We start from the raw sequence: 24,531 nt of genomic DNA on the forward strand, positions 1-24,531 counted from the left end.
GTGCACCTTACGTGTCCAAAAGATGTCCTTTCAGGACATCCCTATCCCTTTAATTGTGCCACAAAGTTGCGAATTTGCAACAGTCCCGCTGCACGCGTATCCGGATTTTCAAGCAGAGGAATTGCATCTTCCACCTGACGAACAATGGCACTACCTACAACAACGCCATCGCAGATGCGGGAGAAATGGGCCACCTGCTCATGACTGGAGATACCAAAACCTACCGCTACAGGAAGGTCTGTCAGACTTTTCACCGTCTCAATGAAGCTTTCTACGCCATCAAAGAAAGAAGCTCTTTCTCCGGTTACCCCAAGGGATGATACACAATAGATAAAACCACTCGCTCCCGTTACAATCCGCTCAATCCGGGCATTAGATGTAGGTGCAACAAGCGGCACCAGATGCACACCAGCACGATTTGCGCGTTCACGCATCTCTTCCGCTTCCTCAATCGGCAGGTCCGGAATGATCATGCCACTAATATCGTGTTTGACCAATTCATCAAAGAATACATCCAGTCCTGTCTGCAATACCGGATTATAGTAGGTGAACAGTACAAACGGCAGTTTCACACCTGCCTTACGAGCTTTTGCTGCAGTTTCCATCACAGTACGAATGGTAATCTGGCTTTTCAGCGCACGTTCGGAAGCACGCTGAATGACTGGGCCATCTGCAAGCGGATCGGAATAGGGAACACCCAATTCCAAAATGTCCGCTCCAGCCTGTTCAAGCTCCTTGATGATATCAATCGTTGTATCCACATCCGGGTCTCCCACGGTTAAGAATGGAATAAGTGCCGTGCGATTCTGTTCCTTCAATTGCTGGAAGGTCTGGTCCATCAGATTCATCCCAAGTCACCTCCCGTGTATTTCATGATCGATTCAACATCCTTGTCTCCACGTCCCGACAGACAAATGACTACAATATCATCTGCTGTAAGTTCAGGCGCCAGTTTGACAACTTGAGCTACCGCATGTGCAGACTCCAGAGCAGGAATGATTCCTTCAGTCCGACACAGGAGTTGCAGGGCATCCAGTGCTTCCTGATCCGTGATCGGTACATATTTTGCCCGTTCAATATCCTTGAGATAGGAATGCTCCGGACCAACACCCGGATAATCAAGTCCGGCCGAGATGGAATGCGCTGGCTGAACCTGTCCATACTCATCCTGCAACAGGTAACTCATAGATCCCTGGAATACACCATGCGTACCTTTGGTCATCGTCGCAGCGTGATACTCGGTTTCGACCCCTTTGCCTGCGGCTTCAACACCAACAAGCTTCACATCCTGATCACCGATAAATGGATAGAACATACCAATCGCATTACTTCCTCCACCAACAGCTGCTACAATTACATCTGGCAAACGTCCTTCGATCTCCTGAATCTGACGACGGGTCTCATCACCAATCACACGTTGGAAATTCCGCACCATCATCGGATATGGATGAGGACCAACCACGGATCCAAGCACATAGAACGTATCCTCCACATTGCTGACCCAGTAGCGAAGCGCTTCATTACCAGCATCCTTCAATGTCCGTGTTCCAGACGTCACAGGAATCACTTCTGCTCCAAGCAGCTTCATCCGAAATACGTTTAACTGCTGACGCTCTGTATCTTCTTCCCCCATAAATACTTTGCATTCCAATCCAAGCAATGCGGCTACGGTAGCCGTTGCAACGCCATGTTGACCTGCACCTGTTTCGGCAATCACTTTCTTTTTGCCCATCCGTTTGGCAAGCAAACCTTGTCCAATGGCGTTATTAATTTTGTGCGCGCCTGTATGATTGAGATCTTCACGTTTCAGATAAATTTTCGGTCCGCCCAATCGGCGTGACAATTGCTCTGCATGATACAATGGCGTTTCACGTCCAGAATACTCGCTTAGCAGATAGTTCAGTTCCTTGTTAAATTCCTCATCTTTAGAGAAGTGGCTATATGCCTCCTCCAACTCTATGAGTGCGTTCATTAGTGTCTCAGGTACAAAGCGGCCTCCGAAGTGACCGAAACGCCCGTGTTGATCCGGCAATTGATGTGTCATGCCTGCTTCACCCTTTCTACGAATGCTGTAATTTTGGCAATATCCTTCACACCTTCTGTCTCCACGCCACTGGATACATCGACGCCGAAAGGTGCATATGTCTGTATTAGTTGTTGTACATTGTCCGGCTGCAAACCTCCTGCAACGAACAGAGCAATTTCACGACTTTTCGCCCATTCAGCATAGGCAGGGATTCGCTCCCAGGCAAACGTTTTCCCGGAGCCCCCTCCATATAGAGGATCATGGGTATCAAGCAATATCGCATCCACGAATTTATCGTAACTATCAAGAGCCCTTATGGCTGCGACATCAGCTTCCGGTCCCGTTTCATCTTTTGGAAAAGAAAAAACTTTGAACACTTTGGCATTCCACCGCTGCTTCACCTGCTGGCAAAATTCCGCAGTCTCCTGTCCATGCAGCTGAATAACATCCAAGTGAGCAATCTCCATAATGTGTTCCAGCTCTTCGATCGTAGGATTCACAAATACACCCGCAAGCTTCGGCCGATCATAGGTAGACCATTCGAACAACACCGTTCTTAATGCAGCGGCCTGCTCGGGTTCGATTCGGCGGCGTGATTTGGCAAAAACAACACCAATGTAATCCACAGGCAAGTTTATCATCGATTTTAGCACTTCAACGTCCTGAAGTCCACATATTTTTACGGCCGTTGGCAGCGGGTTTCTCAGTTCTGACATACTGTCGCCTGTGCCATCGTATATGGAAGTATTCATCATTTGGGTCCCATCAGATCATATACAGCCGCCTCGACATCATCCTTGCGCATGAGATGCTCACCTACGAGAATACCATGAACATCGGCCTGGATCAGAGGTACGGTTGATTCTGGTCCGTCAATACCACTTTCGCTAATCAAGGTAACGCCACTTGGAATCAATTCCATCAAATCCAGTGTCGTGTTCAGACTGGTTTCGAATGTTTTCAAATTACGATTATTGATGCCCACTAGTGTTGCCTGCGGAATCTCCAATACATGCTCCAATTCTGTTCGATCATGGACTTCAATCAAAGCATCCAGCCCCAAACTTTTGGCGAATTCGAGATATTGACGAATCTGTTCAGGTGTCAGAATACTGGCAATCAGCAGTATCGCATCCGCACCCAGTAATCTTGCCTCGGCAATCTGTCGTTCATCTATAATAAAATCCTTGCGTAACAGCGGAATGTTCACCGCCTGATGAATCGCCTGCAAGTACTCGTTGCTGCCTTGAAAATACGACACATCCGTTAATACGGAGATGCAGTCTGCACCCGCTCGCTCATAAGCAGCAGCAATCTCTACCGGATGAAAATCCGGACGAATTAACCCTTTGGATGGTGAAGCTTTCTTCACTTCAGCAATAAGGCCGAGTTTGCGATTACGTCCGCTCGATAGTGCTTGTTCAAACCCCCGGGTTGCGGGTAGTTGTTCGATTTTTTGGATAGCTTCATCCATGCGAAATGTTTGTGCCAGAACTTCAACTTCTTTATGTTTGGTTGCAACGATTCGATCAAGATACATGACTGTACGCCTCCGTTGTATGAATTAACTGTTCAAGCTTCCCGGCAGCTTTGCCCGAATCTACCGCTTCTGCGGCAAGTGTTACCCCTTCAGCAATGCTATCTGCAAGACCGGATACATAGATGCACGCTCCAGCGTTTAACAGAACGACATCACGGTAGGCACTCTGCTCACCCTGGAAGATCCTCTTAATAATTTCGGCATTCTGTGCCGCATCTCCTCCAAGTACCGCTTCAAGCGGATGCAGAGACAATCCCATGTCACGTGGATCAATATCATAGGTGTGCACTTCGCCATTGCGAAGTTCAGATACCTGAGTTGGTGCCGAGATACTGATTTCATCCAGACCATCATGGCTGGCCACAACCAACGCTCTTTTGAGACCAAGACGATTCAGTACTTCAGCAATCATCGGCGTCCGGGAACGATCATACAGACCAAGCAATTGGCGATCTGCTCCTGCAGGATTGGTTAATGGTCCGAGCATATTAAAAATGGTACGAACACCTAGCTCTTTTCTTGGTCCTGCCGCATGTCGCATGGAAGGATGATATACCTGGGCAAAACAGAAACAGATTCCGATATCATCCAAACATTGTCTGGCCTGTTCGCCGTTCAGATGGATATTTACACCGAGTGCCTCTAATACATCTGCACTACCTGCTTTGCCTGAAGCTGAACGGTTGCCATGTTTGGCAACCCGAACCGAGACGGCCGAAGCAATGATGGCGGATGCTGTGGAAATGTTGAATTTGTGAATACCCGATCCGCCTGTTCCACACGTGTCCAGCAAGCCACTGCCATCCGTTAGAATTCGTCCGCCCTGACCACGCATGGCTTCAGCAAAACCGGTGATCTCATCCACTGTTTCCCCCTTCATCCGCAGCGCCATCAGCAAACCTCCGATTTGAGCCGGCGTTGCCTCACCTCTCATAATCGAGTACATCAAATCTCTTGCTTCGGCTTGCTCCAGATGGCTGCCCTCCAAAATCTTCGCCAGGCCATTCTTCATGCCTTCCTCACGAGTAATCTCAGCAATGGGTGTAACAGGGTTCTCATTCATTATTGGGTTTATGTTCATCTCCGGTCTCTCCTCTCTCAGTTCTTAGCGGCCGCTGGTGTGACAAAGTAGTCTGCATTCGCCAGTCTCAACGTGCTGTCCTTTTCTTTGGCAGGAAACATGGCTTCTGCTGTTCGAATCGCTTTGAGCAATGCTTTAGCTTTGTTAACTGTTTCCTCATATTCATTCTCAGGCACAGAATCCCATACGATTCCCGCTCCGGCCTGCACATATGCTTTTCCTTTTTTGAAAATAATCGTACGAATCGTAATACAAGAGTCCATGTTACCCGAGAAACCAAGGTATCCGATCGCTCCTGCGTAGGCACCCCGTGCCTCTTTCTCCAGTTCCGCGATAATCTCCATTGCTCGCAGTTTCGGTGCACCGGATACGGTACCCGCTGGCAAGCATGAGAGGAACGCATCGAAGAAATCCTTGTCTTCTCTAAGTTCACCCGTAACGTTGGAGACCATGTGCATCACGTGAGAATACCGTTCAATCTCCATGAACATGTCACACTTCACACTACCGAAGCTGGATACCCGGCCCAGATCGTTACGACCCAGATCAACCAGCATCAGATGCTCCGCGCGTTCCTTCTCATCCTGGAGCAGATCGGCAGCAAGTGCACGATCTTCCGCCTCTGTTGCTCCCCTTGGACGTGTGCCAGCAATCGGACGTGTCTCGACACGATTTCCGTCCACCTTGACCAGCGCTTCAGGCGAAGTACCCACGATAATCTCATCATCCATTTTGAGATAGTACATATAAGGTGATGGATTCAGGGTCCGAAGCACACGATACACGTGAAGCGGAGAAACTTCCGTATCAATGTGGAAACGCTGGGATAATACCACTTGAAAAATATCACCTGCGCGAATGTAATCTTTGGCTTGCTCCACATTACCGATAAATTGCTCCTTCGTAAGGTTGGAGCGAATATCCCCCAGTTCCACGTCTCCCGGAATGGAACGCGGATTCAGGTTCTCCCCTGGTCCTTGCTGCTGCAAACGTTCTGCGGCCTGCTCCAGCTTCTCCGAAGTCACTGCATACGCTTGACGTATCTCATCATCCGTTGCACCGTCCTTGACGTGTACATTCCCGACGAGCAGCATCTGCTGCTTCACATGGTCAAACACGATAATCTGGTCACAGAACATAAAGCGAATGTCATCCATATTCAGGTCATCCAGCGCGTGAGCTGGAAGTTTCTCATAATAGGACAGCAGATCATATCCGAAGAAACCAATTGCCCCACCTGTGAATGGTGGCAGTTCATCATCTTTTGGGCTGCGATACTTACGCAGCAGTGCTTTCAGTTCTTCGATCGGTTTGCCTGGCAATTCACGAGTTTTCCCTGCTTCTTCTACAACGATCCGACCCTTCTTGGCCGAAATCATCAGGAACGGATCTGTACCGATGAACGAGTATCTCGCCCATTGGATCCCCCCCTCTACACTTTCCAACAGGAATGCCCGGTCGTTGTCAGCATAACGACGGAATATTCGAATCGGAGTCTCCATATCTGCCAGAATCCGTTTGACTACCGGAATCAGATTATACTCATTCGACATTTTCAGTACTTGATTAACGTTTGGCGTTATCATCAGATCACGTCCTTTCAGATTTAGGTAAGTTCAACTAAAGATTGTTTACACTGAGCACTTCGATGACAGAACAACCTTCCGATCACTGTTATCCCCAGATTTTTTTGATTCCCTTTCAAAAGGGCAAATCCGGTGATAGCGTATGCTTCCGATGTAGCTTTCTTTCAGAAAGCTTTTAGGCGAACGCTTCGCTTCTTCACGTTATTTCTGTCCTCTGCGTTTTTGTGTAAAAGTTTAGTTGAACTTATAGGGGTAGAAGAAAAGGTTAAATGTACAAAAAAACCTCTACCATCAGGTAGAGGTTTGGTTATAAGCTGTATTTAACAGGGTGATGCTTCATAAATAACAAGTCCCTATACTTCGCTGTCGGATTATTCACAGGTCGCTGAATTGATGCATCTCACATCATCCAAATCGGGAAAATATATCAGTTATAACACTTCAACTCTCATTCCAATATTTCATAAAATATAGGAGAGTGCATTGATTGTGTTTATACCAAAATATATCAAAACAACGATGTCCTATGACACGTTTGTTTTCCCTGTTCCTGTTACCTATTCCGTAGCACGACGTACCGTGAATCAGTTGACCGGTTTCTGTTGCCCCGGTTACCACCCACTGGACTCTGCTATATACTCCACTAGCTCAGCTGCTCTCAGCTCAATCTCAACTCTACTCAACTGGTTCTCACTATACATCATTATGATCGGTTTGACAACCCACTACTTAAGAGCCAGAAGGTGCTGCCAAATCCGGACGTAATGCCTGTGCACCGTTCAGATACACATGGTTGATTTCATTCTGCGATTTATTCGTATTCACATGAACCATGAAACGAATGCATTGCGCCAAGGCACCTTGAACTGGAACCTCCAGTGCACACATTAGTGGTACGAGTTCCCAGCCATCCAGTTGGCGAATAGCTTTTGCCGGGAAAGCAGCATCCAGATCCCCAGTTAACGTAATCCACACACTGCAGATATCTTCCGGTTGAATCTCATTGCGATCCACGATCTCCTGCAACAATACAGCCGTTTCCTTCAAAATCTGTTCTTCGTTGTTCTGCGTGACTGTTGTAGCCCCGCGAATTCCCCGTGTGACCATTGCTGTTATTCTCCCTTCCTGAGCATTTCAATGACGTCCCGAACTGCCGACACCGGTACGTCCTTCACAATTCTTGCAGCCCCAATCCGATCAGGAATGATGAACACCATATGACCTTCACGGAACTTTTTGTCATGCATCATCGCTTCCATTAATGCATCCGTGTCCAGATGAGCAGGCATCGTAGTTGGAAGGCGAAGTGAACGCAGCATGCGCACTGTATCTTCATAGAGCCCTGCTGGCGCACCAAGCTTCTCACCCAGCAATGCTGAACCAGCCATACCGATGGAAATCGCTTCTCCGTGCAGGAATTCTCCGTAACCCGCAATCGCTTCAATGGCATGGCCAATCGTATGTCCCAGGTTCAACAACGCACGTTCTCCATTCTCACGTTCGTCTCTGGATACAATCTCTGCCTTAATGCCACATCCACGCTCCAAGCCGTATCCCAGTGCTTCCGGATTAAGCGCAAGCAGTTCTTCCGCATGTTCCTCACACCAATGTGCAAAAGCCTCATCACGGATCAGCCCGTGCTTCAGCATCTCTGACAACCCTGCCGATACATCTCGTGGTGGCAAGGATTGAAGTGTGTCCACATCATAGAGCACTAGCTCGGGCTGGTGGAATGCACCGATCATATTTTTGGCCAGCGGATGATTGACAGCTACCTTACCGCCTACACTGCTGTCATGCGCCAAAATTGTTGTAGGCACTTGAACAAACTTCACTCCACGCATATATGTAGCGGCAACAAAGCCAGCCAGATCACCTACGACACCACCACCCAGGGCCAGAATCGCAGAACTCCGATCCAGTTTGCCTTCGATCGCAACGGTCATCATATCCTGGTACACCGAAAGGGATTTCGATGTTTCACCAGAGGGCACAACCGCCGATACGACTGTATAACCAGCCGTACGCAGCGTTTGCTCCAAACCTGACAAGTATTTGGGAGCCACATTTTCATCTGTAATGATGAGTAACGGACTTTTTTTGGTTAAGCCATATTGCTCAAAATATTGAGGGGCTTGTGCCAATAGGCCGCTACCAATCAGAATCGGATATGAGCGTTCCTCCAACTGTACCGTCAGCTGACGCATATTAGTAATTCTCCAGTTGAGCGTTATAGCTAGCAACATTGGCACGGATCTCTTCCATGGAATCCCCACCGAATTTCTCCAGGAATGCTTTGGCAATTTCCCACGCTACAACATGCTCCATAACGACACTCGCTGCTGGTACAGCACAAGCGTCCGAGCGCTCAACCTGAGCCGTAAATGCTTCTTTTGTATCAATATCGACACTTTGCAGTGGCTTATACAACGTTGGGATCGGCTTCATTACACCACGTACAACGACTGGCATGCCGTTCGTCATACCACCTTCGAATCCACCCAGACGGTTGGTTGCCCGGTGGTAGCCGCGCTCATCCGTATGCATGATTTCATCATGCACCTGTGATCCCCGAATGACTCCGGCTTCGAATCCGATACCAATCTCTACACCTTTGAATGCATTAATGGACATTACGCCTTGAGCGATTCGTGCATCCAGCTTTCGATCGTATTGAACATAACTACCAAGACCAATAGGTACACCTTCAACGATACATTCCACGATTCCTCCGATGGAATCGCCTTCTTGTTTAATCTGGTCGATGTAGGCTTCCATCTTCTTCTCTGTCTCAGCATCCGTAACACGTACAGAGGAAGCTTCTGTCACTGCGATCAATTCATCAATTGGAAGATCCTGATACGGAGCTTCGATCTCTCCAATACGAAGTACACGTCCAGCTACCTTGATTCCGAATTCAGCCAGGAATTGACGTGCAATGGCGCCACATGCCACACGTACCGTTGTCTCACGCGCACTGGAGCGCTCCAGTACGTTCCGCAAGTCTTTGAGATTATACTTGAGTCCACCGTTCAAGTCAGCGTGTCCAGGACGAGGACGATGAACGCGACGTTTCTCTTCGTCACTGCCTTCAATCGGCTCAATATTCATAATATTCTGCCAATGTTTCCAGTCATTATTTTGAACAACCAGCGCTACCGGAGCACCTGTTGTATATCCATGACGGATACCACCAACGAAATTAGCCTGATCTTTCTCGATCTGCATCCGGCGTCCACGGCCATATCCCTTTTGACGGCGGTGAAGCTGGAAATTCAGTTCTTCAAAATCAATCGTCAAATTACTTGGCAATCCTTCAATAATAGCGGTCAATTGGGGTCCGTGCGTCTCCCCTGCGGTTAAATAGCGTAAACTCATAATACGTTCCCCCTTTAAACTGTTAAACTTCACATTGCTAAAATCCCATAATTTCTTTGCTTATTATAGTATAGCTGACCGGCTTTGACAAGAAAGTCGGCTCTTTCTTGTACTTGGTATACAAATAACCGCCTGAACACATGTACATGTGCTTCAGACGGCTCAACAACCATTATCATTATTTTTTCCGATAGAAGAATGTCTCTGCTGTCTCCAGACCATATTGTCCCGGGGAGAAGATCTGCTCCGTACTGCCCACAAACAAAATACCGCCTGGACGCAAACTTGCTGCAAATTTGTGATACAACAGGTTTTTGGCTTCCTCGGTAAAATAGATCATGACATTTCGGCACACAATCAGATCGTACCCATCGTCAAAACGGTCTACGAGCAAATTTTGTTTCATGAACTTGATCGAATTTTTGAGTTGCTCATCAATACGGTATACCAAGCCATCCTGCTTGAAGTAACGGTTCGCCGTTTCCTTTGGCACATCCTTAAGTGAGCGTTCCATATAACGCCCTTCCTTGGCTTTGGCCAATGCACCTTCATCCAGATCACTTGCCGTAATGGAGCTCTCCTTCAAAATGCCCATCGTGTCCAGAATCATGGCGAGTGTATAAGGTTCTTCACCTGTTGAACAGGCTGCACTCCAAACTTTAGCACGACGCTTGGACCCCAGCAGCTCAGGCAGGATCTCGTCCCGCAACACTTCCCAACGATTGGGATTACGCCAGAATTCCGACACGTTAATCGTCATACGATCAAGGAACTCGTAAAACAATGATTTATCTTTCTGCATAGCTTCAAAAAAGTTAGAAAATGTATGAAACCCGTTTTTGTTGCGAAGTGTGGTCAGCCTTCTTTTCATCTGGCCTTCCTTGTATTGAGCAAGATCAATGCCTGTGCTCTCTTTGATTTTACGAATGAATCCGGTGTAATCCGGGTCTAGTAGTTGTTCTTGCTCCAGCATCGTGTATCACCCTTTTGGCTAATAATTACAACCAGGCTGCGATGCTCTTGTCGTATACCACCAGTTCATCTGAAGCAAAGAAATTTGCTGCTTCACGGGAAGCACTTTCCGGTGAATCTGCCCCATGAATCAGATTATGTGGTGTGTGGCTGGCGAAGTCTCCGCGAATGGTACCCGGAGCTGCTTCCTTCACATTGGTTTTTCCGATGACGATGCGCGCAAGCGCCACAATATCGTCGCCTTCCCACACCATGGCAAATACAGGCCCAGATGTGATAAAACGAACCAGATCATCGAAAAATGGTTTACCTTCATGTTCAGCATAATGGCGTTTTGCCTGATCCTCAGACATCTGCACCAATTTGCCTGCCACCAACTTAAATCCTTTGTCTTCCAGACGGCTAATAATTCGACCGATCAATCCACGCTGCACACCATCCGGCTTCACCATCAAAAATGTACGATCCATCAGCTCACTCCTCACTCACGGTTCAAAGTTAATCACTATGTAAACGCAATCCCTCTGATTGTAACATACATGTCCAAATCCTCCCAATGAGGAATCTCACAGTTCTGTTCATCTTTGGGTATGAGCAAGCCGAGAGTCGAAGGTCATACAAAGTTTAATGCGTACGTTTAACCACAAAATGAGCGATATCACGCAGGTTTTTGGTCGTCTTGATGTTAGGTAGCTGATCGAGAGCATCGAGCGCTTTCTTCATATATCGGTCAGCAAGGGCTTCTGCTTTAGCAATTCCTTGACTTTGGCGAATCATTCCAATTGCATCCGATGCACTTGCCCGTCCTTCTTCATGCTGGACACGGGAAATCTCCTTAAGTAAAGGTTCCCGCAGATCGGATTCTTCCAGAGCATAAAGTACAGGAAGAGTAATATTCCCTTGCTTCATGTCACTGCCAGGTGGCTTGCCAAGTTGTTTCTCGGTACCTACCAGATCAAGTACATCATCTTGAATCTGAAAAGCCATCCCCACATTGTATCCGTACGTATACAGCAGGGAAGATACATGCTCAGGCGCACGTGTAGCCAATGCCCCTAACTGACAGCTAACCGCAATCAGAAGTGCTGTTTTGCGGCGAATCCGCAGTAGATAATTACGAACACTTTGTCCCGTATTGAAAAAGTCGCGAATTTGCTCCATCTCACCAATGGACATCTGTACCATAGCTTTGGCAAGGATACGATGAATAGCTGGATCGGATAATCCGGCAGTCATTTCAAGTGCCTTACCGTAGATATAGTCTCCAGTGTACATGGCAATCCGATTATCCCATTTTGACTTCACCGTGGGTTTACCGCGGCGTGTCTCCGCATTATCAATAACATCATCGTGAACGAGGGATGCCGAATGAATGAGTTCCAGCGGAACCGCAACCAGCTTCAGACGTTCAATGTCGTATGTACCAAATTTCCCACCAAGTAACACAAAAACGGGCCGTAACCGTTTTCCTCCTGCTTTGAGCAAATGAAGTGACGTTTCACTCAGCAGCTTCTGTTCTCCTCGAACACTGCGATACAATTCTTTCTCAATGTAATCCATGTCCTTTTTTAACAACCCGAAAATATCCAATAGTTTCATTCGTTCACCCGTATCAGCGTATTGTCAGTCCATAAATTCATGCTTACCTTCCCCTCCAGCAAGTCGGGCCTGCAGGCATTACGAAAAACCCGGCTTACCGTTCTTGCTTGTGTTTTTCTATAAGGTAATCTAACGTATTTTTCTTCTCCGAATGTCATAGCCGACACCCGAAAATTAAACTCTGCGACTTGTTCTGAAACAAAATACAGAAGTTGCCGGAGCATGGGTCAAGACTGTGGTTCATGAAGACTCACCATCAGCACTCACCAATACCCCGGGATTCGGGGGACAAATAAACCGAGCAACACTTTGGCAAAAAACAGCCTTGTATCGAACTCAGTCGTTATCCCCGTTCATCCGGTTCTCCCCATCTTGTAAACAGTTGATGTGGGATGCGCAAGCTATCCAGCACTTTCCCCACCAAAAATAGAATCAACTCATCCATAGTTTGAGGTTTGTAATAAAAAGCAGGCATAGCCGGTATCATTCGTACACCAAGACGAGAAAGCTTCAGCATGTTTTCCAGATGGATTGCATGAAGAGGCGTCTCACGTGGTACGAGGATCAATGTTCTTCCCTCTTTCATCATAACATCGGCTGCGCGAGACATCAGATTATCCGACGATCCCTGCGCGATGGACGAAAGAGTTCCCATAGAACATGGCATGATAATCATGCCGTCGGCCAGATAAGAACCACTTGCAATGGAGGCCCCTATATCACTCACAGGATGATAGATCAGAGAACCGGCACGGTTGCCGAATTTTTCTTCCAGCACCGCGTCCCGATTCGTCACATCCCAGTCCAATTCTTCTTTCAGTACACGCCACCCTGCATTGGATATGACCAGATGAACGTTATATTCCAAATCAAGCAGCGTTTCAATCAATCGAACGCCATATATGCTGCCACTCGCTCCGGTAATTCCGACAACCAGTCGTTTATTGTCCGGCTGCTGCACCATTTATTTCACCGCCAGATCAATCAGAGTGAACGTAAATACGATTATACTAAGCAAACTGTTCATGGTAAAAAACGCCGTTTGAACACGGCTCATATCATTAGGCGATACGATATAGTGTTGGTAGAACAGAATTCCATACGTCACCAACATACCTGCGCCATACCACCAGCTCAGATCTGTCATCAACAATAACGCAAGAAAACCGATTGCAGTAATCACATGGAAGAACTTAGCGATCTGCAAGGATTTAACCAGGCCAAAACGGGAAGGTATGGAGTGAAGACCCTCTCCCTGATCGAATTCCAGATCCTGACATGCATAGATAATATCAAAGCCCGCTGTCCAGAACACAATCGTAACGTACAGCACAATCGCTGTCCAATCCATCGTTCCTGTTACAGCTACCCAGCCACCAAGTGGTGCCAAACCAATCGTCATTCCAAGAACGACGTGGCATAACCATGTGAATCGTTTGGTGTACGAATACAGTACCAACATAAACACAGCAATAGGCAAAAGCTGCATAGATAATACATTAAGATTGGATGAGGCCCAGAATAACAATATAAATGAGATAATGACAAATATAACAACTTCCCCGTTTTTCAACAGTCCTGCCGGGATGGCTCTCATCGCGGTACGCGGGTTTTTGCCATCAATCGCTTGGTCAATAATTCGGTTCAAACCAAAAGCCGCACTACGTGCGCCGACCATCGCAAGCAATACCCACATGATCTGCATCCAGCTTGGGAAGGTATCATTCACTACCATGGAGCCCAGGATGGCCCCCATAAATGCAAAAGGTAAAGCAAAAAGCGTGTGTTCAATCTTGATCATTTCTAAAAAGATGCGAATTTTCCTAAACATGCTGATTCTCCTTGGTTCCAATATGCAGTGCCGCTATACCTCCGGTCAGAGGGTAGGCCTGCACTTGTTGTAATCCAGTTTCTGCAAAAATGTCTGCCAGTTCCTGCCTTCCCGGAAAAATGGCCAGTGAGTCCGGTAGCCATTTGTACTGCTCGAAACTTTTAGCAAACACTTTGGCAAGATTCGGTAAAACCTTCTCAAAATAAAAATAATAAATGCCTTTGAACGGCTGCCATGTTGGCTTGGACAATTCCAGGCACACCACCATACCGCCCGGTTTGACCACACGTTTCATTTCAGACAGCACTTGTCTGAGATCAGGTACATTACGCAGCCCGAACCCGATCGTCACATAATCAAATGAATTGTCTTCAAAAGGAAGTGACATGGCATTTCCCTGTGTCAGGGTAATCTGCTTTTGACGTTGCACCGCATTGATCTTTGTCTGGCCGACCTCCAGCATGTTGCTGCTGAAATCAAGTCCGTGCATGTGCCCCGTTTCACTTGCCTCTGCCATAGCAAGCGTCCAGTCACATGTGCCGCAGCACAAATCAAGACCGGTATCGCCTTTGGACATATTCATCTTTTTCATGGTGAATTTACGCCAAGCCTTATGCCTGCGGAAACTTAGAATATCATTCATGACATCATATTTTCCGGCTATACTCTGAAAAACCGAATGGACATATTCTTCTTTCGGTTTGGTCTCTCCGCTCCCCATTCGTCTGTCTCCCCCTCAATCTTCCCTTACTGCCGCATGTGAAGGCTGCAAATATGCCAAGTAAGGCTCTAGAATTGCATGTATCTCATGCAAGCCCATCCGCCCTTCCTCGTCTTGCAACAACAGTTGAATGCGGTGTGTACACTCGCGAAGCTTGTCCAGCAAAACCTCGCCAACCCTATGCCTCAGCACCATAGCGTTCCATGCACGTGCATCCGGTTCAGACTGACGCAACACACTGCGCTCATCGTCATTACCATGCTCGTATATGTGCCAGTATGCATAGCTGTGAAGATATTGTTTTGCGTCATTCATCCGCTTCAGTTCTTCCACGATCGTTTCGCAGGAGCTGAATTCGGTCAACAGGCTGTTCCATAATGACTCTTCGTTATGTTGAATCATGCCTGTAAATGAAAGAAACAGCTGCATCCTCAGCTGTACCGTTTCACGCAAGTATTCGTCAGCCGAAACGAGAAGCTTCTTCATCCGTTCATACAGCGTCATCTTGCGTGCGTTCACTCCGGATACAGCACCACTGAGTTTGCCAATCATTTCAATTCTGCCCGCTTGGGCAAGCAATTGATAAAAACGGCTACTTAAATAATCCCCGGCGAGTACATTCAACTGGCGTGAACGCATCTCCTGTTCTTTTCGCTCACCGGAAATGGTATCGATTCGATCATGCGTATCCATGGCCAACTGAACGAGCGAAGTTGCAAGAGCATATAACTCTTGATGCACCTTTTCGTCTGTGCGGCCCACAAATACCTGCAACAGACGTGCCCGGCTATCCGGAAATGATGGGATTTCCGTATGTTGTCGAATCATGTCGTAATCCGTATATTTCTTTGCTAGTTGGGGTACGCGATATGAATTCATTCTCAGCCTCCGAGCCTTAACATTGTTAAACCATTTCTGCACTACAATCTTATATATTATAGCATATGTTGAACGGGCACGCACTGAATCCTGCTATTCTATTACCCCTGACTTGTCATTTCGAATTGCTTCTTCCAGAGTTCGGTCTCCATCAAATGAAACCAGTCCTTCAATTCATCTGAAAAGGCCGCACTTTTCCAGTTCCGTAATGTTTCAATCGCATACAGAGGCCACTCTCCACGCCGAATATCAGCAGCAAGTAACAGATGTCGTTTATGCATCCATTCATCTTCTGCCATCACACGCAGCAGCACCTGATCCACGTTATCCAGACTCCGAAAGCCCAGATCCGCCACAGCTGCCATGTTCTCATAGATTTCAGTGTAACTTGTACCCGTTCCTTTAACTTTGAGGTCCAGTGTCAAAATGGACTGTTTCCATTCCACTCTTGCAATGGGAGTTGATAGTTCCATGGAGCTTAGCACATCAACCAGATTGTCATTCGTTAGCTGAACTGGATGATGTGATGCAGAGGCAGGCTGTACGTTGTCCCCGCCCCATGTACGCATATGTAAGGTTTGTATCGCAACAAGCAGAAAGACCGCCGCAACCGTTGCCAGTATTGAAGCAGTAACAATCATCCGCGGTTTCATATACGCCTCCCTGCCTTTACCTGTTAGTGTAGTCTGTCCGGTAAAGGCTCATACCTCATTGTACAATGAAAAAAAGCAGGCTATGCCTGCAATCTTCATTTGATTGTATTCAATCTGTCCATTACTCCGATTCAATCTGTCCATGCTTGGTAATCAGCGTGGCTTTGCCCCGGATTTTAATAGCTGAAGTATGGGTGGTGAATTGGGCAAACATCACTTCACCCTTGTCCAATTTCTCGGTGTGGTGAAAACGTGTATCCTGACCTCGGGTTAATCCGATCACCTGGACACCATTTTCCTCTGCCTTAATTACAATATAATCATTGCCGGTTGGATGATCCATCACGCATGTCCCCTTCTTTAGTTCGATAGCGTTAATGATGATTAAGATTGATTCATTTGTCAACCTGCACCTTATACGAATGAACCGCAAGAATCGGCTACCCTCGGGTCATACTAGAGTTGTACAGCCACAGAAAGGAGAATCTGCATGAAGTACACCCCTGCCGCGCTTACAGACGAGCATATTCATCAGTTAAAAGAAATCGAACAGCATCTGTCTGCAGCTGCTGGTGAAGAACTGATTCTGGTTGCTTATACCGGGCAACCAGAGAATCCTGAGCACTCGAATAGCCGCAAGAATCATCGTTAAAGGGCAAAAGAAAAGGCCGTGAACAAGTCACGGTCTTTTTGTCGACATATGGAATATGTAGAAATCTTATTTAATTCCGTCTTTGAGCGCTTTACCTGGTTTGAATGCAGGAATTTTGCTCGCAGGAATTTCGATTTCTTCACCTGTTTGCGGGTTGCGTCCTTTACGTGCAGAGCGCTCGCGAACTTCGAAGTTCCCAAAACCAACCAATTGTACTTTATCTCCGCTTTGAAGAGCCTCAGAGATTGCTTCGAATACGGCATCAACCGCTTTCGTTACATCTTTCTTGGACAATTCAGTCGCTTCGGATACGTGTGTAATCAAGTCTGATTTGTTCATTTGTTTTTCACCTCCTGTATCAATGTCCTGAATGTTATACTGTGTTTCCGTTTTATAGCGAAATATACGTTCATACGCAAAAAATCTACGTACATCTTGAGCGCTGAACACAAATCTCCGCCTGCGGTCAACAGTCATTTTCGGCAGAATGTCGTCTGAAACCACGGGCATTTCAGACGCCGAACAAATTTCATACTAATACAGACAGCCCACAATTTCAAGTCCGGTTGCGGTTTAAGACGTAAAATGTAACCGCCAGGGCAAGCACCAGAACCCCACCTTTTACAATATCATGTGTGAAATACTGTACGTTCATCATCGTTAACCCGTTCACAAGAACACCAATCAGAACCGAACCGATGAAGGTTCCAATGACATTTGGTTTACCCGCGCCAAATACAGAGAAACCGACAAATACTGCGGCTACAGATTCCATTAACAACGGTGATCCGGCATCGATTTGCCCAGATCCTACTTTGGAAGCATAGATGATACCCCCGATTGCTGCAAACACTCCAGCGGCTACATAGGCGAGTGTACGCACCTTTTTCACCTTGATTCCGGACAAACGTGCAGCTTCCTCATTACCGCCTGTAATGTACATCTGGCGACCATATTTCGTATACGTCAAAAAGATATGCACACCTATTACCGCAATAAGTAGCATGATAACCGATATAGGCATACCAAGCCATTTTCCCTGCCCTATAAGCAGGAATGTCGGGTCCATCTCTCCCGCAGCTTTGCTCCCATCAGGGAACTGCATGTGATTGTAAATGGTATATCCCTGTGCATACGTTTTGTGAATACCTCCGATGATGTACATCGTGGCAAGGGTTGCGAGCAAATCCGGAATACGCAATTTTACAATGAGCAACGCGTTCAGTAAACCAATAACAGCGCCAATGATTAGTGGCACAATAATGACAATTGCCAGTGGTTGTTGATACCAGATCATTAACGAAGCAGTAACGACGGTGGTCAATGAGACAGTCGCCCCTACCGAGAGATCAAATCCATCAACAATGAGAGATAACGTAACACCGATCGCTACAAACGTAACGATAGAGATCGAGCCCAAAATATCGGTTAAGTTACTGTACGTAAAGAAATAAGGCAATTTAATGCCAAAAAATGCGATAACACCTATGATGACTATAATCGCCCCGTAACGGAACGCAAAATCCAGTGATTTATCCTTCATGATTGCACCTCTTGTCCACCGCTTGCATAGTATAGCAGCTGTTCTTGGTTAGTCTCGCCTCGTTTGAACTCTTTTACGATAACACCCTCGCACATGACAGCGATTCGGTCACCAATTCCCATGCCTTCATCCAGTTCACAGGTGAAATAGATTACACCCTTGCCCGCCAAAGCCAGTTCATTGATGATGCGGAAAATGTCACTTTTCGCCCCAATATCTACGCCTTTGGTTGGTTCATCAAATATAAATACATCTGCATCCGCATTAAGCCATTTACCTATGGCTACCTTCTGCTGGTTACCACCGCTTAAATATTTTACTTCCTGCTTCACGGACGAAGTCTTGATTCCGAGCTGTTTCACCAATGACTCCGCATTCTGACGCTCCCGCTTGCGGCTTACGAAACCTAATGTACTGAGACGGCTTAGCAAAGGCAGGCTTAAATTTCGTTCCACGTTCTCCTGGATCAGGATTCCTTGTTTACGTCGCTCCTCCGGTACAGAAACAATCCCCAGCGCCGCCGCATCCGCAGGCTGAGACAGACGGAGATTACGGTTGTTAAGCCGGATCTCGCCTCCCTCCAGCCGATCTGCACCAATCAGCAAACGAGAGCTTTCCGTTTTACCCGCGCCTACCAGACCCACCACAGCGAGGACTTCACCTCGGCGTACAGAGAGGTTAACACCTTTGACCTTCACTCCACGACGAAGCCCACGTGCCTCCAACAGCAGTTCCCCCACGGGTGCTTCCGTCTTTGGAAATTCTTCTTCGAATGGTTTACCTAACATCTGTGTAACCAAATCGTTGATCGTAAGTCCCTTTGCTTCACCAGTAAACACGTGTTGCCCATCTCTCATAACCGTAACACGATCACAGTGACCCGTCACTTCAGCAAGACGATGGGTAATGAAAATACAAGCTACTCCCCGTTCCTTCAACAGATGTACAATCCGGAAAAATGCATCCGTTTCTTCCTGACTCAGCGGTGCAGTAGGTTCGTCAAAAATGATGACCTTGGCATCCTGAATCAAAATCCGTGCGAGCAGTATCATCTGTTTTTCTGCAAGTGTCAGATCAGCCACTTTTTGGTGAACGGATATGTCCGCCCCTAATTGCTTCAACGCTTCAATCGCGCGCTGTTGCAGTTTTCGTGGACTCTTCCACCAACCTCCAGCAGATGAAGCCAACTGATCCAACATAATGTTCTCCGCAGCCGTCAGCTGTGGCACTAATGCAGCATCCACTTCCTGATAGACACAGTGAATCCCACTTGCCTTCGCGTCTCCCGGAGAACTTAAATGAAGTGCTTGTCCACTCAACTGAATCGTTCCCTGATCCAATGGATAGGCACCGGACAAAATTTTCATTAACGTGCTTTTACCGGCACCATTGGCACCCAGCAGCGCATGAATCTCCCCACCTTTTACAGAGAAATCCACATCCTTCAGTGCAGGAATACCTGAAAACTGCTTGTGGATATGTTCCATTTGAAGCAGTATCGGTGCAGTGCTCATGATGTTAACCTCCATTCGTTCCCTTCCGGGAGCGTCCCTTTTTTCATCCAGACCACACATATCTTCATTATGGTTGAAAAAGCGCGCCTTGCGGCGCGCTTCCGATACGCTGCTTATTTAGCAGTAATTCCGTATTCACTCATCCAGTCCTTAATTCCTTGTGTGCTGCCACCCCAACCTTCAACGAACTCTGACAGCTCCGAAGTGGAGATTTGTTTATCTGGCAGAGCTTCACGTTGAACATAGACCGGGTTAAGAACAACTGCATCTTCTGTCTCGTCCCCGTTCAGTTTCTGATAAGCGTAACGTACTTGGACGCGACCAATATCCGTTGGATCAACAGCCGCAGAAGCAACCCAAGGATTTTTTGGATCCTGAATCATTTGCAGATCCTCGTCACTCATATCAATACCATACACTTTGATCTCATCACGTCCAGCTTGTTGAATCGCACGCGCTGCACCTTTGGCGAACTCATCCCATGCAGTCCATACAGCTGTAATTTCACCTTTTGGATATTGCTTGAGAATAGCTTCCATTTTGGCTTGTGTATCCAGCGCCGGGTTCTGTGCAGAACCGAATGTAGCTATTTCCTTGATGTCCGGATTTGCTTTCATGAATTCACCGTATGCAATCTGACGGCGTTCCATCGGTGCAAAACCAGCTACCCATACTTTGACAATATTACCTTGTCCATTGATATCTTTTTTCATTTGCTCCAGCGTCAGTTCAGCCATCTTCTGGTCATCCTGCGACAGGACTGTAGCTCCTGGAACACTGATAGCTGCGTCAAACACGACCACTGGAATATTCTGTTCTACTGCCTTCTTCACGCCTGGCTCTAATAGGGAATCCCCGTGATCCGTGAGAATGGCATCGAATTTCTGGTTAATTGCGCTATCAAGCAAGGATACCATCTTTGCTTTGTCATTATCGGCAACAAACGTTGTCAGTTCTCCACCGAATTTTTCGATTTCTTCTTTTACACCCTGTACATATTGCTGCGAGAAAGTACCTGTATTAAACTCCATAATAAGTGCAATCCGCTTGCCGCTTAGAGGGCCTGTAACTGCTTCCGTTTTTGGTGTATCATCTGATGCACCCGAAGCCGGAGTTGCTGCCGGTTCTTTTTTGATTCCGCAAGCGGACAGCGCCAATGTAAATACTAATAACACACTCAACCATACCCATTTTGTCTCTTTTCTTTTCATCTCTGTCTCCCCCTGTCCACTCTCTGTGATCTCGATCACAATAGTTGAATATTAATATAACGGCTAATCCCTAGTATGTAAATGGGTTTTAGCAATTTAAAGCTAAAACTCGCTAAGTTTTTTCGAAAGCACTATTCTTCCTATCCATTTCATCCAAAATAAAGAAATCATATAAAAAAGACCGCGAGGGGATGCCCCCTTACGGTCTTTTGATGTCTTACAGAATGATAGCGATCAAGCCGCCCGAACCTTCGTTAATGATTCTTCCCAGCGTCTCTTGCAATTTGTATCTTGCATTATCCGGCATCATGGCAATTTTTCCCTGAATACCTTCTCGCACGATGGAGTGCAACGAACGTCCAAACATGTCTGAATCCCATACCTTGATTGGATCGTTCTCGAAGTCCTGCATCAGATATCTCACCAGTTCCTCACTTTGTTTCTCCGTACCGATGATTGGAGCAAACTCCGATTCCACATCAACCCGGATCATGTGAATGGACGGTGCCGTTGCTTTTAGGCGTACGCCAAATTTGGTGCCCTGACGAATGAGCTCAGGTTCATCCAGAGCCATCTCGGCAAGAGATGGAGCAGCAATGCCGTATCCGGTCGTTTTGACCATCTCCAGCGCTTCTGCGAAGCGGTCATATTCTCTCTTCGCATGCGAGAATTCCTGCATCAATTGCAGCAGATGATCCTTACCGCGAATTTCAATTCCGACCACTTCCACGAGAATCTGATCATACAATTCATCTGGCGCATACAGGTCAATTTCGGCTACACCCTGCCCCATATTCATGCCACTCAGGCCTGCGCGATCAATGAATTCATATTCCATGAACTGAGCAACAACGCGATCCACGTCGCGAAGTCTGCGAATATCCTTGACGGTATCCCGTACGGAATTTTCGTAGTTGCTACGCAGCCAGTGAGTCTCGTTGAGCACCATAACCCAGCTCGGCAAGTTTACATTCACTTCATGCACAGGGAACTCATAGAGTACTTCACGAAGTACACCCGTCACATCATCTTCCGTCATCGTGGCTGCACTGAGTGTCATCACCGGAATGTCGTATTTGGCAGCAAGCTCACTACGCAATTGCAGGGCTTCTTCACTGCGAGGACGAGTGGAGTTGATGACCAGGACAAACGGTTTACCCACTTCTTTCAATTCCGCAATGACCCGTTCTTCGGATTCCACATAGGAGCTTCGTGCAATTTCGGCGATTGTGCCGTCTGTTGTTACCACAACACCCAGTGTAGAATGCTCCTGAATGACTTTGCGAGTACCAATCTCGGCGGCTTCCTGGAACGGAATTGGCTCCTCGAACCAAGGCGTGGAGATCATGCGTGGACCATTCTCATCCTCGTATCCCTTGGCTCCTTCCACCGCGTAACCTACACAATCCACAAGGCGCACATTAACATCGAGTCCTTCTGCCACCTTGATCTGGACTGCGTTATTAGGGACGAATTTCGGTTCGGTAGTCATGATGGTTTTACCCGCTGCGCTCTGTGGAAGTTCATCCACCGCTCGACCACGATCTGCCTCGTTTGTGATGTTTGGCAATACAATGGTTTCCATGAATCGTTTGATAAATGTTGATTTTCCCGTCCGGACTGCGCCGACAACCCCGAGATAAATATCCCCTCCGGTCCGCTCAGCTATGTCCTTAAAAATGTCCACTTTCTCCAATGAAATCCCCTCCCTAAATTACTCCGAAGGAAAAATGCTAAAGAGCATCCGCTTCGTTTTTTCAATCAGAAGACTGAAATCCCTGCAACGGTAGAGCCGCCTTTGTGAGTGCCCGGAAGTCGTCCGCCGCCGAACGTTGCATTCTGATGAAACCGGCGAGAGCGGCGTTAACTCGTACATGCAATTGGACTAGTATCATCTTATGTATCCGTATGCGGCAATATGACGCGTATTTTTGTTTTTTTATCTTATGGTGATGACATTAGGAAAATCCCCCGATCTCGGACTGCGCGTCTTTATTTCAATCTACTTTATGTGATCCGTGAAGCTTTTATGACGGTTATTGCTCATATTGACAAAAGAAAAAAAGAGATATCCCTTATTTGGGATATCTCTTTTTGAACCATTAGAGCCATGGTAGTCATACAACTAGATCAGTTGAATTGCAACCATGCTTATTTTATTGGCTGTGCAACCGGTGCATTGTTTTGCCAAGCGTAGGAAACAGATTTTACAGGTACGAAGTAGGAGTGCTCCAATAGAAAATCCCGAACATCTTCAGTCTCAGCTGGAGACACGTCAGACTTTTCCACTGCCTGCATAATGTCAAAAGCATAATCTACGTAGACTTGGCCTTCGTCATCCATCATAAAAGGTAACGCCTGACCCGAATACACACTATTCAACGTTATGGAAGAAGTACAGGCCTGTGCAGCCTGATCCATATCCACAGCATATAACCCCGGATACAGTTCTTCCCCACTTGGCAGCTTATTGTTATGTACGGACTTATATTGATTAACCATTCGCTGAACATCATTCACTTTCTGTACGGTCAGAAGGTCCATCACTTTAACGGTCGGATTCACTTCTTCATCCTGGATAAGGAAGTAAGCGCTACCACCACTTTCAAAAGCGGTTCCCGGTATTTCATCCAGATACCCCAGTTGTTTCAACTTGGGTAGATCCACTCTGAACTTTTCATATTTTGGCGTTTCCATATCTGCATTAATGATTGGCAAAATCCCCTCATCTTGCTGAAATGCCTCGACCGCACTCTGGATACGGCTCACGCTTTCCCGATAGGCTATCTTAGGGTCCGAATTGCTCTGGGATGGATACATACAACCACTTGCTGTAAAAGCAAACAACAGGAATAACAGCAGACCACCCGTCTGATGTTTCAGACGCTGCCGTCCACTTCTTTCCACACATTTTGGCTTGTTCCTAATCATTCGTGTCCTCCTTGAATAACTCATTAGAGAATCAATGTTATAACGCTCAGAACCAGTCGTCTTCCTGTTGTTGACGTTCCAGTTGTTTCCGAATAGCTGCCTTCAGCGGGTCCTCTGGAACATGAACCGATAGAGATCCACACACCTTGGCCTGACAGGACAGTCGTGTACCTGCTTCCAGCAGTGAACCCAGCTTGCGCTTTTCTGCATCTGTTGGTGGATACAGTTCCGCCCGATGTTCTTCATCCACGTTGACTTTGCACATCAGGCAAGCCGCTTTACCATCACATCGGGTCGTAATCTTGACTCCAGCACGTCGTGCTGCATGCAGAAGTGTTGCCCCTGGTTTGAGCGCTATCGATTTGTTCATAGGTAAAAAAGTTATCTTATAGTCCATCATTTTCCTCCCTCAAC

26 protein-coding genes are annotated in these 24,531 nt (G+C 46.9%); 1 reads left to right on the plus strand and 25 read right to left on the minus strand.

Annotated elements, in window-relative coordinates:
• Nucleotides 1–41: 41 nt before the first annotated feature.
• The 18 genes from trpA to mtrB form a co-directional block, all read right to left on the minus strand.
• Complete coding sequence (gene trpA, locus MKY87_RS04410; protein ID WP_074095638.1) at nucleotides 42–848, minus strand: tryptophan synthase subunit alpha; 807 nt, start codon at nucleotides 846–848, stop codon at nucleotides 42–44.
• Nucleotides 845–2,044, minus strand: a complete 1,200-nt coding sequence (gene trpB, locus MKY87_RS04415) for a tryptophan synthase subunit beta (protein WP_074095639.1) — start codon at nucleotides 2,042–2,044, stop codon at nucleotides 845–847. The genes trpA and trpB overlap by 4 nt, the downstream gene beginning before the upstream one ends.
• Entirely contained in the window at nucleotides 2,041–2,742 is a 702-nt protein-coding gene (locus MKY87_RS04420) for a phosphoribosylanthranilate isomerase (RefSeq protein ID WP_340967378.1), read from the minus strand. The genes trpB and MKY87_RS04420 overlap by 4 nt, the downstream gene beginning before the upstream one ends.
• 35 nt (nucleotides 2,743–2,777) lie before the next feature.
• Nucleotides 2,778–3,566 carry an indole-3-glycerol phosphate synthase TrpC gene (trpC, locus tag MKY87_RS04425; RefSeq protein ID WP_340963124.1) on the minus strand — a complete coding sequence of 263 codons (789 nt, stop codon included), beginning with the start codon at nucleotides 3,564–3,566 and terminating at the stop codon, nucleotides 2,778–2,780.
• Complete coding sequence (trpD, locus tag MKY87_RS04430; RefSeq protein ID WP_091034830.1) at nucleotides 3,556–4,596, minus strand: anthranilate phosphoribosyltransferase; 1,041 nt, start codon at nucleotides 4,594–4,596, stop codon at nucleotides 3,556–3,558. The genes trpC and trpD overlap by 11 nt, the downstream gene beginning before the upstream one ends.
• 68 nt (nucleotides 4,597–4,664) lie before the next feature.
• Entirely contained in the window at nucleotides 4,665–6,233 is a 1,569-nt protein-coding gene (gene trpE / locus MKY87_RS04435) for an anthranilate synthase component I (protein WP_036607674.1), read from the minus strand.
• Nucleotides 6,234–6,962: 729 nt separating this feature from the next.
• Nucleotides 6,963–7,340 carry a chorismate mutase gene (gene aroH, locus MKY87_RS04440; protein WP_338587591.1) on the minus strand — a complete coding sequence of 126 codons (378 nt, stop codon included), beginning with the start codon at nucleotides 7,338–7,340 and terminating at the stop codon, nucleotides 6,963–6,965.
• A 5-nt stretch (nucleotides 7,341–7,345) separates the two neighbouring features.
• A complete protein-coding gene (gene aroB, locus MKY87_RS04445) occupies nucleotides 7,346–8,440 on the minus strand; it encodes a 3-dehydroquinate synthase (RefSeq protein WP_340914123.1) in 1,095 nt (364 codons plus the stop codon).
• A gap of 1 nt (nucleotide 8,441) precedes the next feature.
• On the minus strand, nucleotides 8,442–9,611 hold the full coding sequence (gene aroC, locus MKY87_RS04450; RefSeq protein WP_017687707.1) for a chorismate synthase: 1,170 nt from the start codon (nucleotides 9,609–9,611) through the stop codon (nucleotides 8,442–8,444).
• A gap of 178 nt (nucleotides 9,612–9,789) precedes the next feature.
• Nucleotides 9,790–10,584 carry a CheR family methyltransferase gene (locus MKY87_RS04455; protein ID WP_074095642.1) on the minus strand — a complete coding sequence of 265 codons (795 nt, stop codon included), beginning with the start codon at nucleotides 10,582–10,584 and terminating at the stop codon, nucleotides 9,790–9,792.
• A gap of 25 nt (nucleotides 10,585–10,609) precedes the next feature.
• Complete coding sequence (gene ndk / locus MKY87_RS04460; RefSeq protein ID WP_017687704.1) at nucleotides 10,610–11,053, minus strand: nucleoside-diphosphate kinase; 444 nt, start codon at nucleotides 11,051–11,053, stop codon at nucleotides 10,610–10,612.
• A 154-nt stretch (nucleotides 11,054–11,207) separates the two neighbouring features.
• Nucleotides 11,208–12,182 carry a polyprenyl synthetase family protein gene (locus MKY87_RS04465; RefSeq protein ID WP_017687703.1) on the minus strand — a complete coding sequence of 325 codons (975 nt, stop codon included), beginning with the start codon at nucleotides 12,180–12,182 and terminating at the stop codon, nucleotides 11,208–11,210.
• A 343-nt stretch (nucleotides 12,183–12,525) separates the two neighbouring features.
• Nucleotides 12,526–13,146, minus strand: a complete 621-nt coding sequence (locus tag MKY87_RS04470) for a UbiX family flavin prenyltransferase (RefSeq protein ID WP_339782981.1) — start codon at nucleotides 13,144–13,146, stop codon at nucleotides 12,526–12,528.
• The gene (locus tag MKY87_RS04475; RefSeq protein ID WP_091028934.1) at nucleotides 13,147–14,013 is read right to left on the minus strand and encodes a UbiA-like polyprenyltransferase; all 867 of its coding nucleotides are present in this window, start codon (nucleotides 14,011–14,013) and stop codon (nucleotides 13,147–13,149) included. It abuts the gene before it with no gap.
• Nucleotides 14,006–14,734 carry a demethylmenaquinone methyltransferase gene (locus tag MKY87_RS04480; RefSeq protein WP_036607690.1) on the minus strand — a complete coding sequence of 243 codons (729 nt, stop codon included), beginning with the start codon at nucleotides 14,732–14,734 and terminating at the stop codon, nucleotides 14,006–14,008. The genes MKY87_RS04475 and MKY87_RS04480 overlap by 8 nt, the downstream gene beginning before the upstream one ends.
• 15 nt (nucleotides 14,735–14,749) lie before the next feature.
• Nucleotides 14,750–15,613: a heptaprenyl diphosphate synthase component 1 gene (locus MKY87_RS04485; RefSeq protein ID WP_340963128.1), complete on the minus strand. Its 864-nt coding sequence runs from the start codon at nucleotides 15,611–15,613 to the stop codon at nucleotides 14,750–14,752.
• Nucleotides 15,614–15,714: 101 nt separating this feature from the next.
• Nucleotides 15,715–16,266: a hypothetical protein gene (locus tag MKY87_RS04490; RefSeq protein ID WP_340963131.1), complete on the minus strand. Its 552-nt coding sequence runs from the start codon at nucleotides 16,264–16,266 to the stop codon at nucleotides 15,715–15,717.
• 121 nt (nucleotides 16,267–16,387) lie between these two features.
• Nucleotides 16,388–16,609 carry a trp RNA-binding attenuation protein MtrB gene (gene mtrB, locus MKY87_RS04495; protein WP_017687697.1) on the minus strand — a complete coding sequence of 74 codons (222 nt, stop codon included), beginning with the start codon at nucleotides 16,607–16,609 and terminating at the stop codon, nucleotides 16,388–16,390.
• A 147-nt stretch (nucleotides 16,610–16,756) separates the two neighbouring features.
• Here mtrB and MKY87_RS04500 point away from each other — a divergent pair, with 147 nt between their 5' ends.
• Entirely contained in the window at nucleotides 16,757–16,918 is a 162-nt protein-coding gene (locus MKY87_RS04500) for a hypothetical protein (RefSeq protein ID WP_340963132.1), read from the plus strand.
• Between the two features lie 66 nt (nucleotides 16,919–16,984).
• Here the strand turns inward: MKY87_RS04500 and MKY87_RS04505 are convergent, their stop codons facing one another.
• From MKY87_RS04505 to MKY87_RS04535, 7 genes are all read right to left on the minus strand, one after another.
• Nucleotides 16,985–17,257 (minus strand): HU family DNA-binding protein, encoded by a 273-nt coding sequence (locus MKY87_RS04505; protein ID WP_024630670.1) that lies wholly within the window; start codon nucleotides 17,255–17,257, stop codon nucleotides 16,985–16,987.
• A 217-nt stretch (nucleotides 17,258–17,474) separates the two neighbouring features.
• Nucleotides 17,475–18,461, minus strand: a complete 987-nt coding sequence (locus MKY87_RS04510; RefSeq protein ID WP_017687695.1) for an ABC transporter permease — start codon at nucleotides 18,459–18,461, stop codon at nucleotides 17,475–17,477.
• Entirely contained in the window at nucleotides 18,458–19,975 is a 1,518-nt protein-coding gene (locus MKY87_RS04515) for a sugar ABC transporter ATP-binding protein (RefSeq protein WP_339782978.1), read from the minus strand. The genes MKY87_RS04510 and MKY87_RS04515 overlap by 4 nt, the downstream gene beginning before the upstream one ends.
• A 113-nt stretch (nucleotides 19,976–20,088) precedes the next feature.
• Entirely contained in the window at nucleotides 20,089–21,186 is a 1,098-nt protein-coding gene (locus tag MKY87_RS04520; protein WP_036672016.1) for a sugar ABC transporter substrate-binding protein, read from the minus strand.
• A gap of 217 nt (nucleotides 21,187–21,403) precedes the next feature.
• Nucleotides 21,404–22,882, minus strand: a complete 1,479-nt coding sequence (gene spoIVA, locus MKY87_RS04525) for a stage IV sporulation protein A (protein WP_036607700.1) — start codon at nucleotides 22,880–22,882, stop codon at nucleotides 21,404–21,406.
• A gap of 455 nt (nucleotides 22,883–23,337) precedes the next feature.
• Nucleotides 23,338–24,117, minus strand: coding sequence for a hypothetical protein (locus tag MKY87_RS04530; protein ID WP_340963135.1), 780 nt, complete (start codon nucleotides 24,115–24,117; stop codon nucleotides 23,338–23,340).
• 46 nt (nucleotides 24,118–24,163) lie between these two features.
• Nucleotides 24,164–24,514, minus strand: a complete 351-nt coding sequence (locus MKY87_RS04535; RefSeq protein WP_091028919.1) for a 2Fe-2S iron-sulfur cluster-binding protein — start codon at nucleotides 24,512–24,514, stop codon at nucleotides 24,164–24,166.
• Nucleotides 24,515–24,531: the final 17 nt, after the last annotated feature.

Source organism: Paenibacillus sp. FSL R7-0198 (genome assembly GCF_038000415.1).
In the GTDB taxonomy this organism is placed as follows: domain Bacteria; phylum Bacillota; class Bacilli; order Paenibacillales; family Paenibacillaceae; genus Paenibacillus.

Excerpts from the sequence above, each read along its gene's own strand:
- MKY87_RS04485 (WP_340963128.1), bottom strand. The coding sequence starts at position 15,613 with ATGAATTCATATCGCGTACCCCAACTAGCAAAGAAATATACGGATTAC.
- trpE (WP_036607674.1), bottom strand. The coding sequence starts at position 6,233 with ATGATAACGCCAAACGTTAATCAAGTACTGAAAATGTCGAATGAGTAT.
- MKY87_RS04480 (WP_036607690.1), bottom strand. The coding sequence starts at position 14,734 with ATGGGGAGCGGAGAGACCAAACCGAAAGAAGAATATGTCCATTCGGTT.
- MKY87_RS04420 (WP_340967378.1), bottom strand. The coding sequence starts at position 2,742 with ATGTCAGAACTGAGAAACCCGCTGCCAACGGCCGTAAAAATATGTGGA.
- trpB (WP_074095639.1), bottom strand. The coding sequence starts at position 2,044 with ATGACACATCAATTGCCGGATCAACACGGGCGTTTCGGTCACTTCGGA.
- MKY87_RS04455 (WP_074095642.1), bottom strand. The coding sequence starts at position 10,584 with ATGCTGGAGCAAGAACAACTACTAGACCCGGATTACACCGGATTCATT.
- MKY87_RS04475 (WP_091028934.1), bottom strand. The coding sequence starts at position 14,013 with ATGTTTAGGAAAATTCGCATCTTTTTAGAAATGATCAAGATTGAACAC.
- MKY87_RS04465 (WP_017687703.1), bottom strand. The coding sequence starts at position 12,182 with ATGAAACTATTGGATATTTTCGGGTTGTTAAAAAAGGACATGGATTAC.
- aroH (WP_338587591.1), bottom strand. The coding sequence starts at position 7,340 with ATGGTCACACGGGGAATTCGCGGGGCTACAACAGTCACGCAGAACAAC.
- MKY87_RS04505 (WP_024630670.1), bottom strand. The coding sequence starts at position 17,257 with ATGAACAAATCAGACTTGATTACACACGTATCCGAAGCGACTGAATTG.
- MKY87_RS04490 (WP_340963131.1), bottom strand. The coding sequence starts at position 16,266 with ATGAAACCGCGGATGATTGTTACTGCTTCAATACTGGCAACGGTTGCG.
- MKY87_RS04535 (WP_091028919.1), bottom strand. The coding sequence starts at position 24,514 with ATGGACTATAAGATAACTTTTTTACCTATGAACAAATCGATAGCGCTC.
- MKY87_RS04530 (WP_340963135.1), bottom strand. The coding sequence starts at position 24,117 with ATGATTAGGAACAAGCCAAAATGTGTGGAAAGAAGTGGACGGCAGCGT.
- trpA (WP_074095638.1), bottom strand. The coding sequence starts at position 848 with ATGAATCTGATGGACCAGACCTTCCAGCAATTGAAGGAACAGAATCGC.
- trpC (WP_340963124.1), bottom strand. The coding sequence starts at position 3,566 with ATGTATCTTGATCGAATCGTTGCAACCAAACATAAAGAAGTTGAAGTT.
- ndk (WP_017687704.1), bottom strand. The coding sequence starts at position 11,053 with ATGGATCGTACATTTTTGATGGTGAAGCCGGATGGTGTGCAGCGTGGA.
- MKY87_RS04470 (WP_339782981.1), bottom strand. The coding sequence starts at position 13,146 with ATGGTGCAGCAGCCGGACAATAAACGACTGGTTGTCGGAATTACCGGA.
- MKY87_RS04500 (WP_340963132.1), top strand. The coding sequence starts at position 16,757 with ATGAAGTACACCCCTGCCGCGCTTACAGACGAGCATATTCATCAGTTA.
- MKY87_RS04510 (WP_017687695.1), bottom strand. The coding sequence starts at position 18,461 with ATGAAGGATAAATCACTGGATTTTGCGTTCCGTTACGGGGCGATTATA.
- mtrB (WP_017687697.1), bottom strand. The coding sequence starts at position 16,609 with ATGGATCATCCAACCGGCAATGATTATATTGTAATTAAGGCAGAGGAA.
- aroC (WP_017687707.1), bottom strand. The coding sequence starts at position 9,611 with ATGAGTTTACGCTATTTAACCGCAGGGGAGACGCACGGACCCCAATTG.
- MKY87_RS04515 (WP_339782978.1), bottom strand. The coding sequence starts at position 19,975 with ATGAGCACTGCACCGATACTGCTTCAAATGGAACATATCCACAAGCAG.
- aroB (WP_340914123.1), bottom strand. The coding sequence starts at position 8,440 with ATGCGTCAGCTGACGGTACAGTTGGAGGAACGCTCATATCCGATTCTG.
- MKY87_RS04520 (WP_036672016.1), bottom strand. The coding sequence starts at position 21,186 with ATGAAAAGAAAAGAGACAAAATGGGTATGGTTGAGTGTGTTATTAGTA.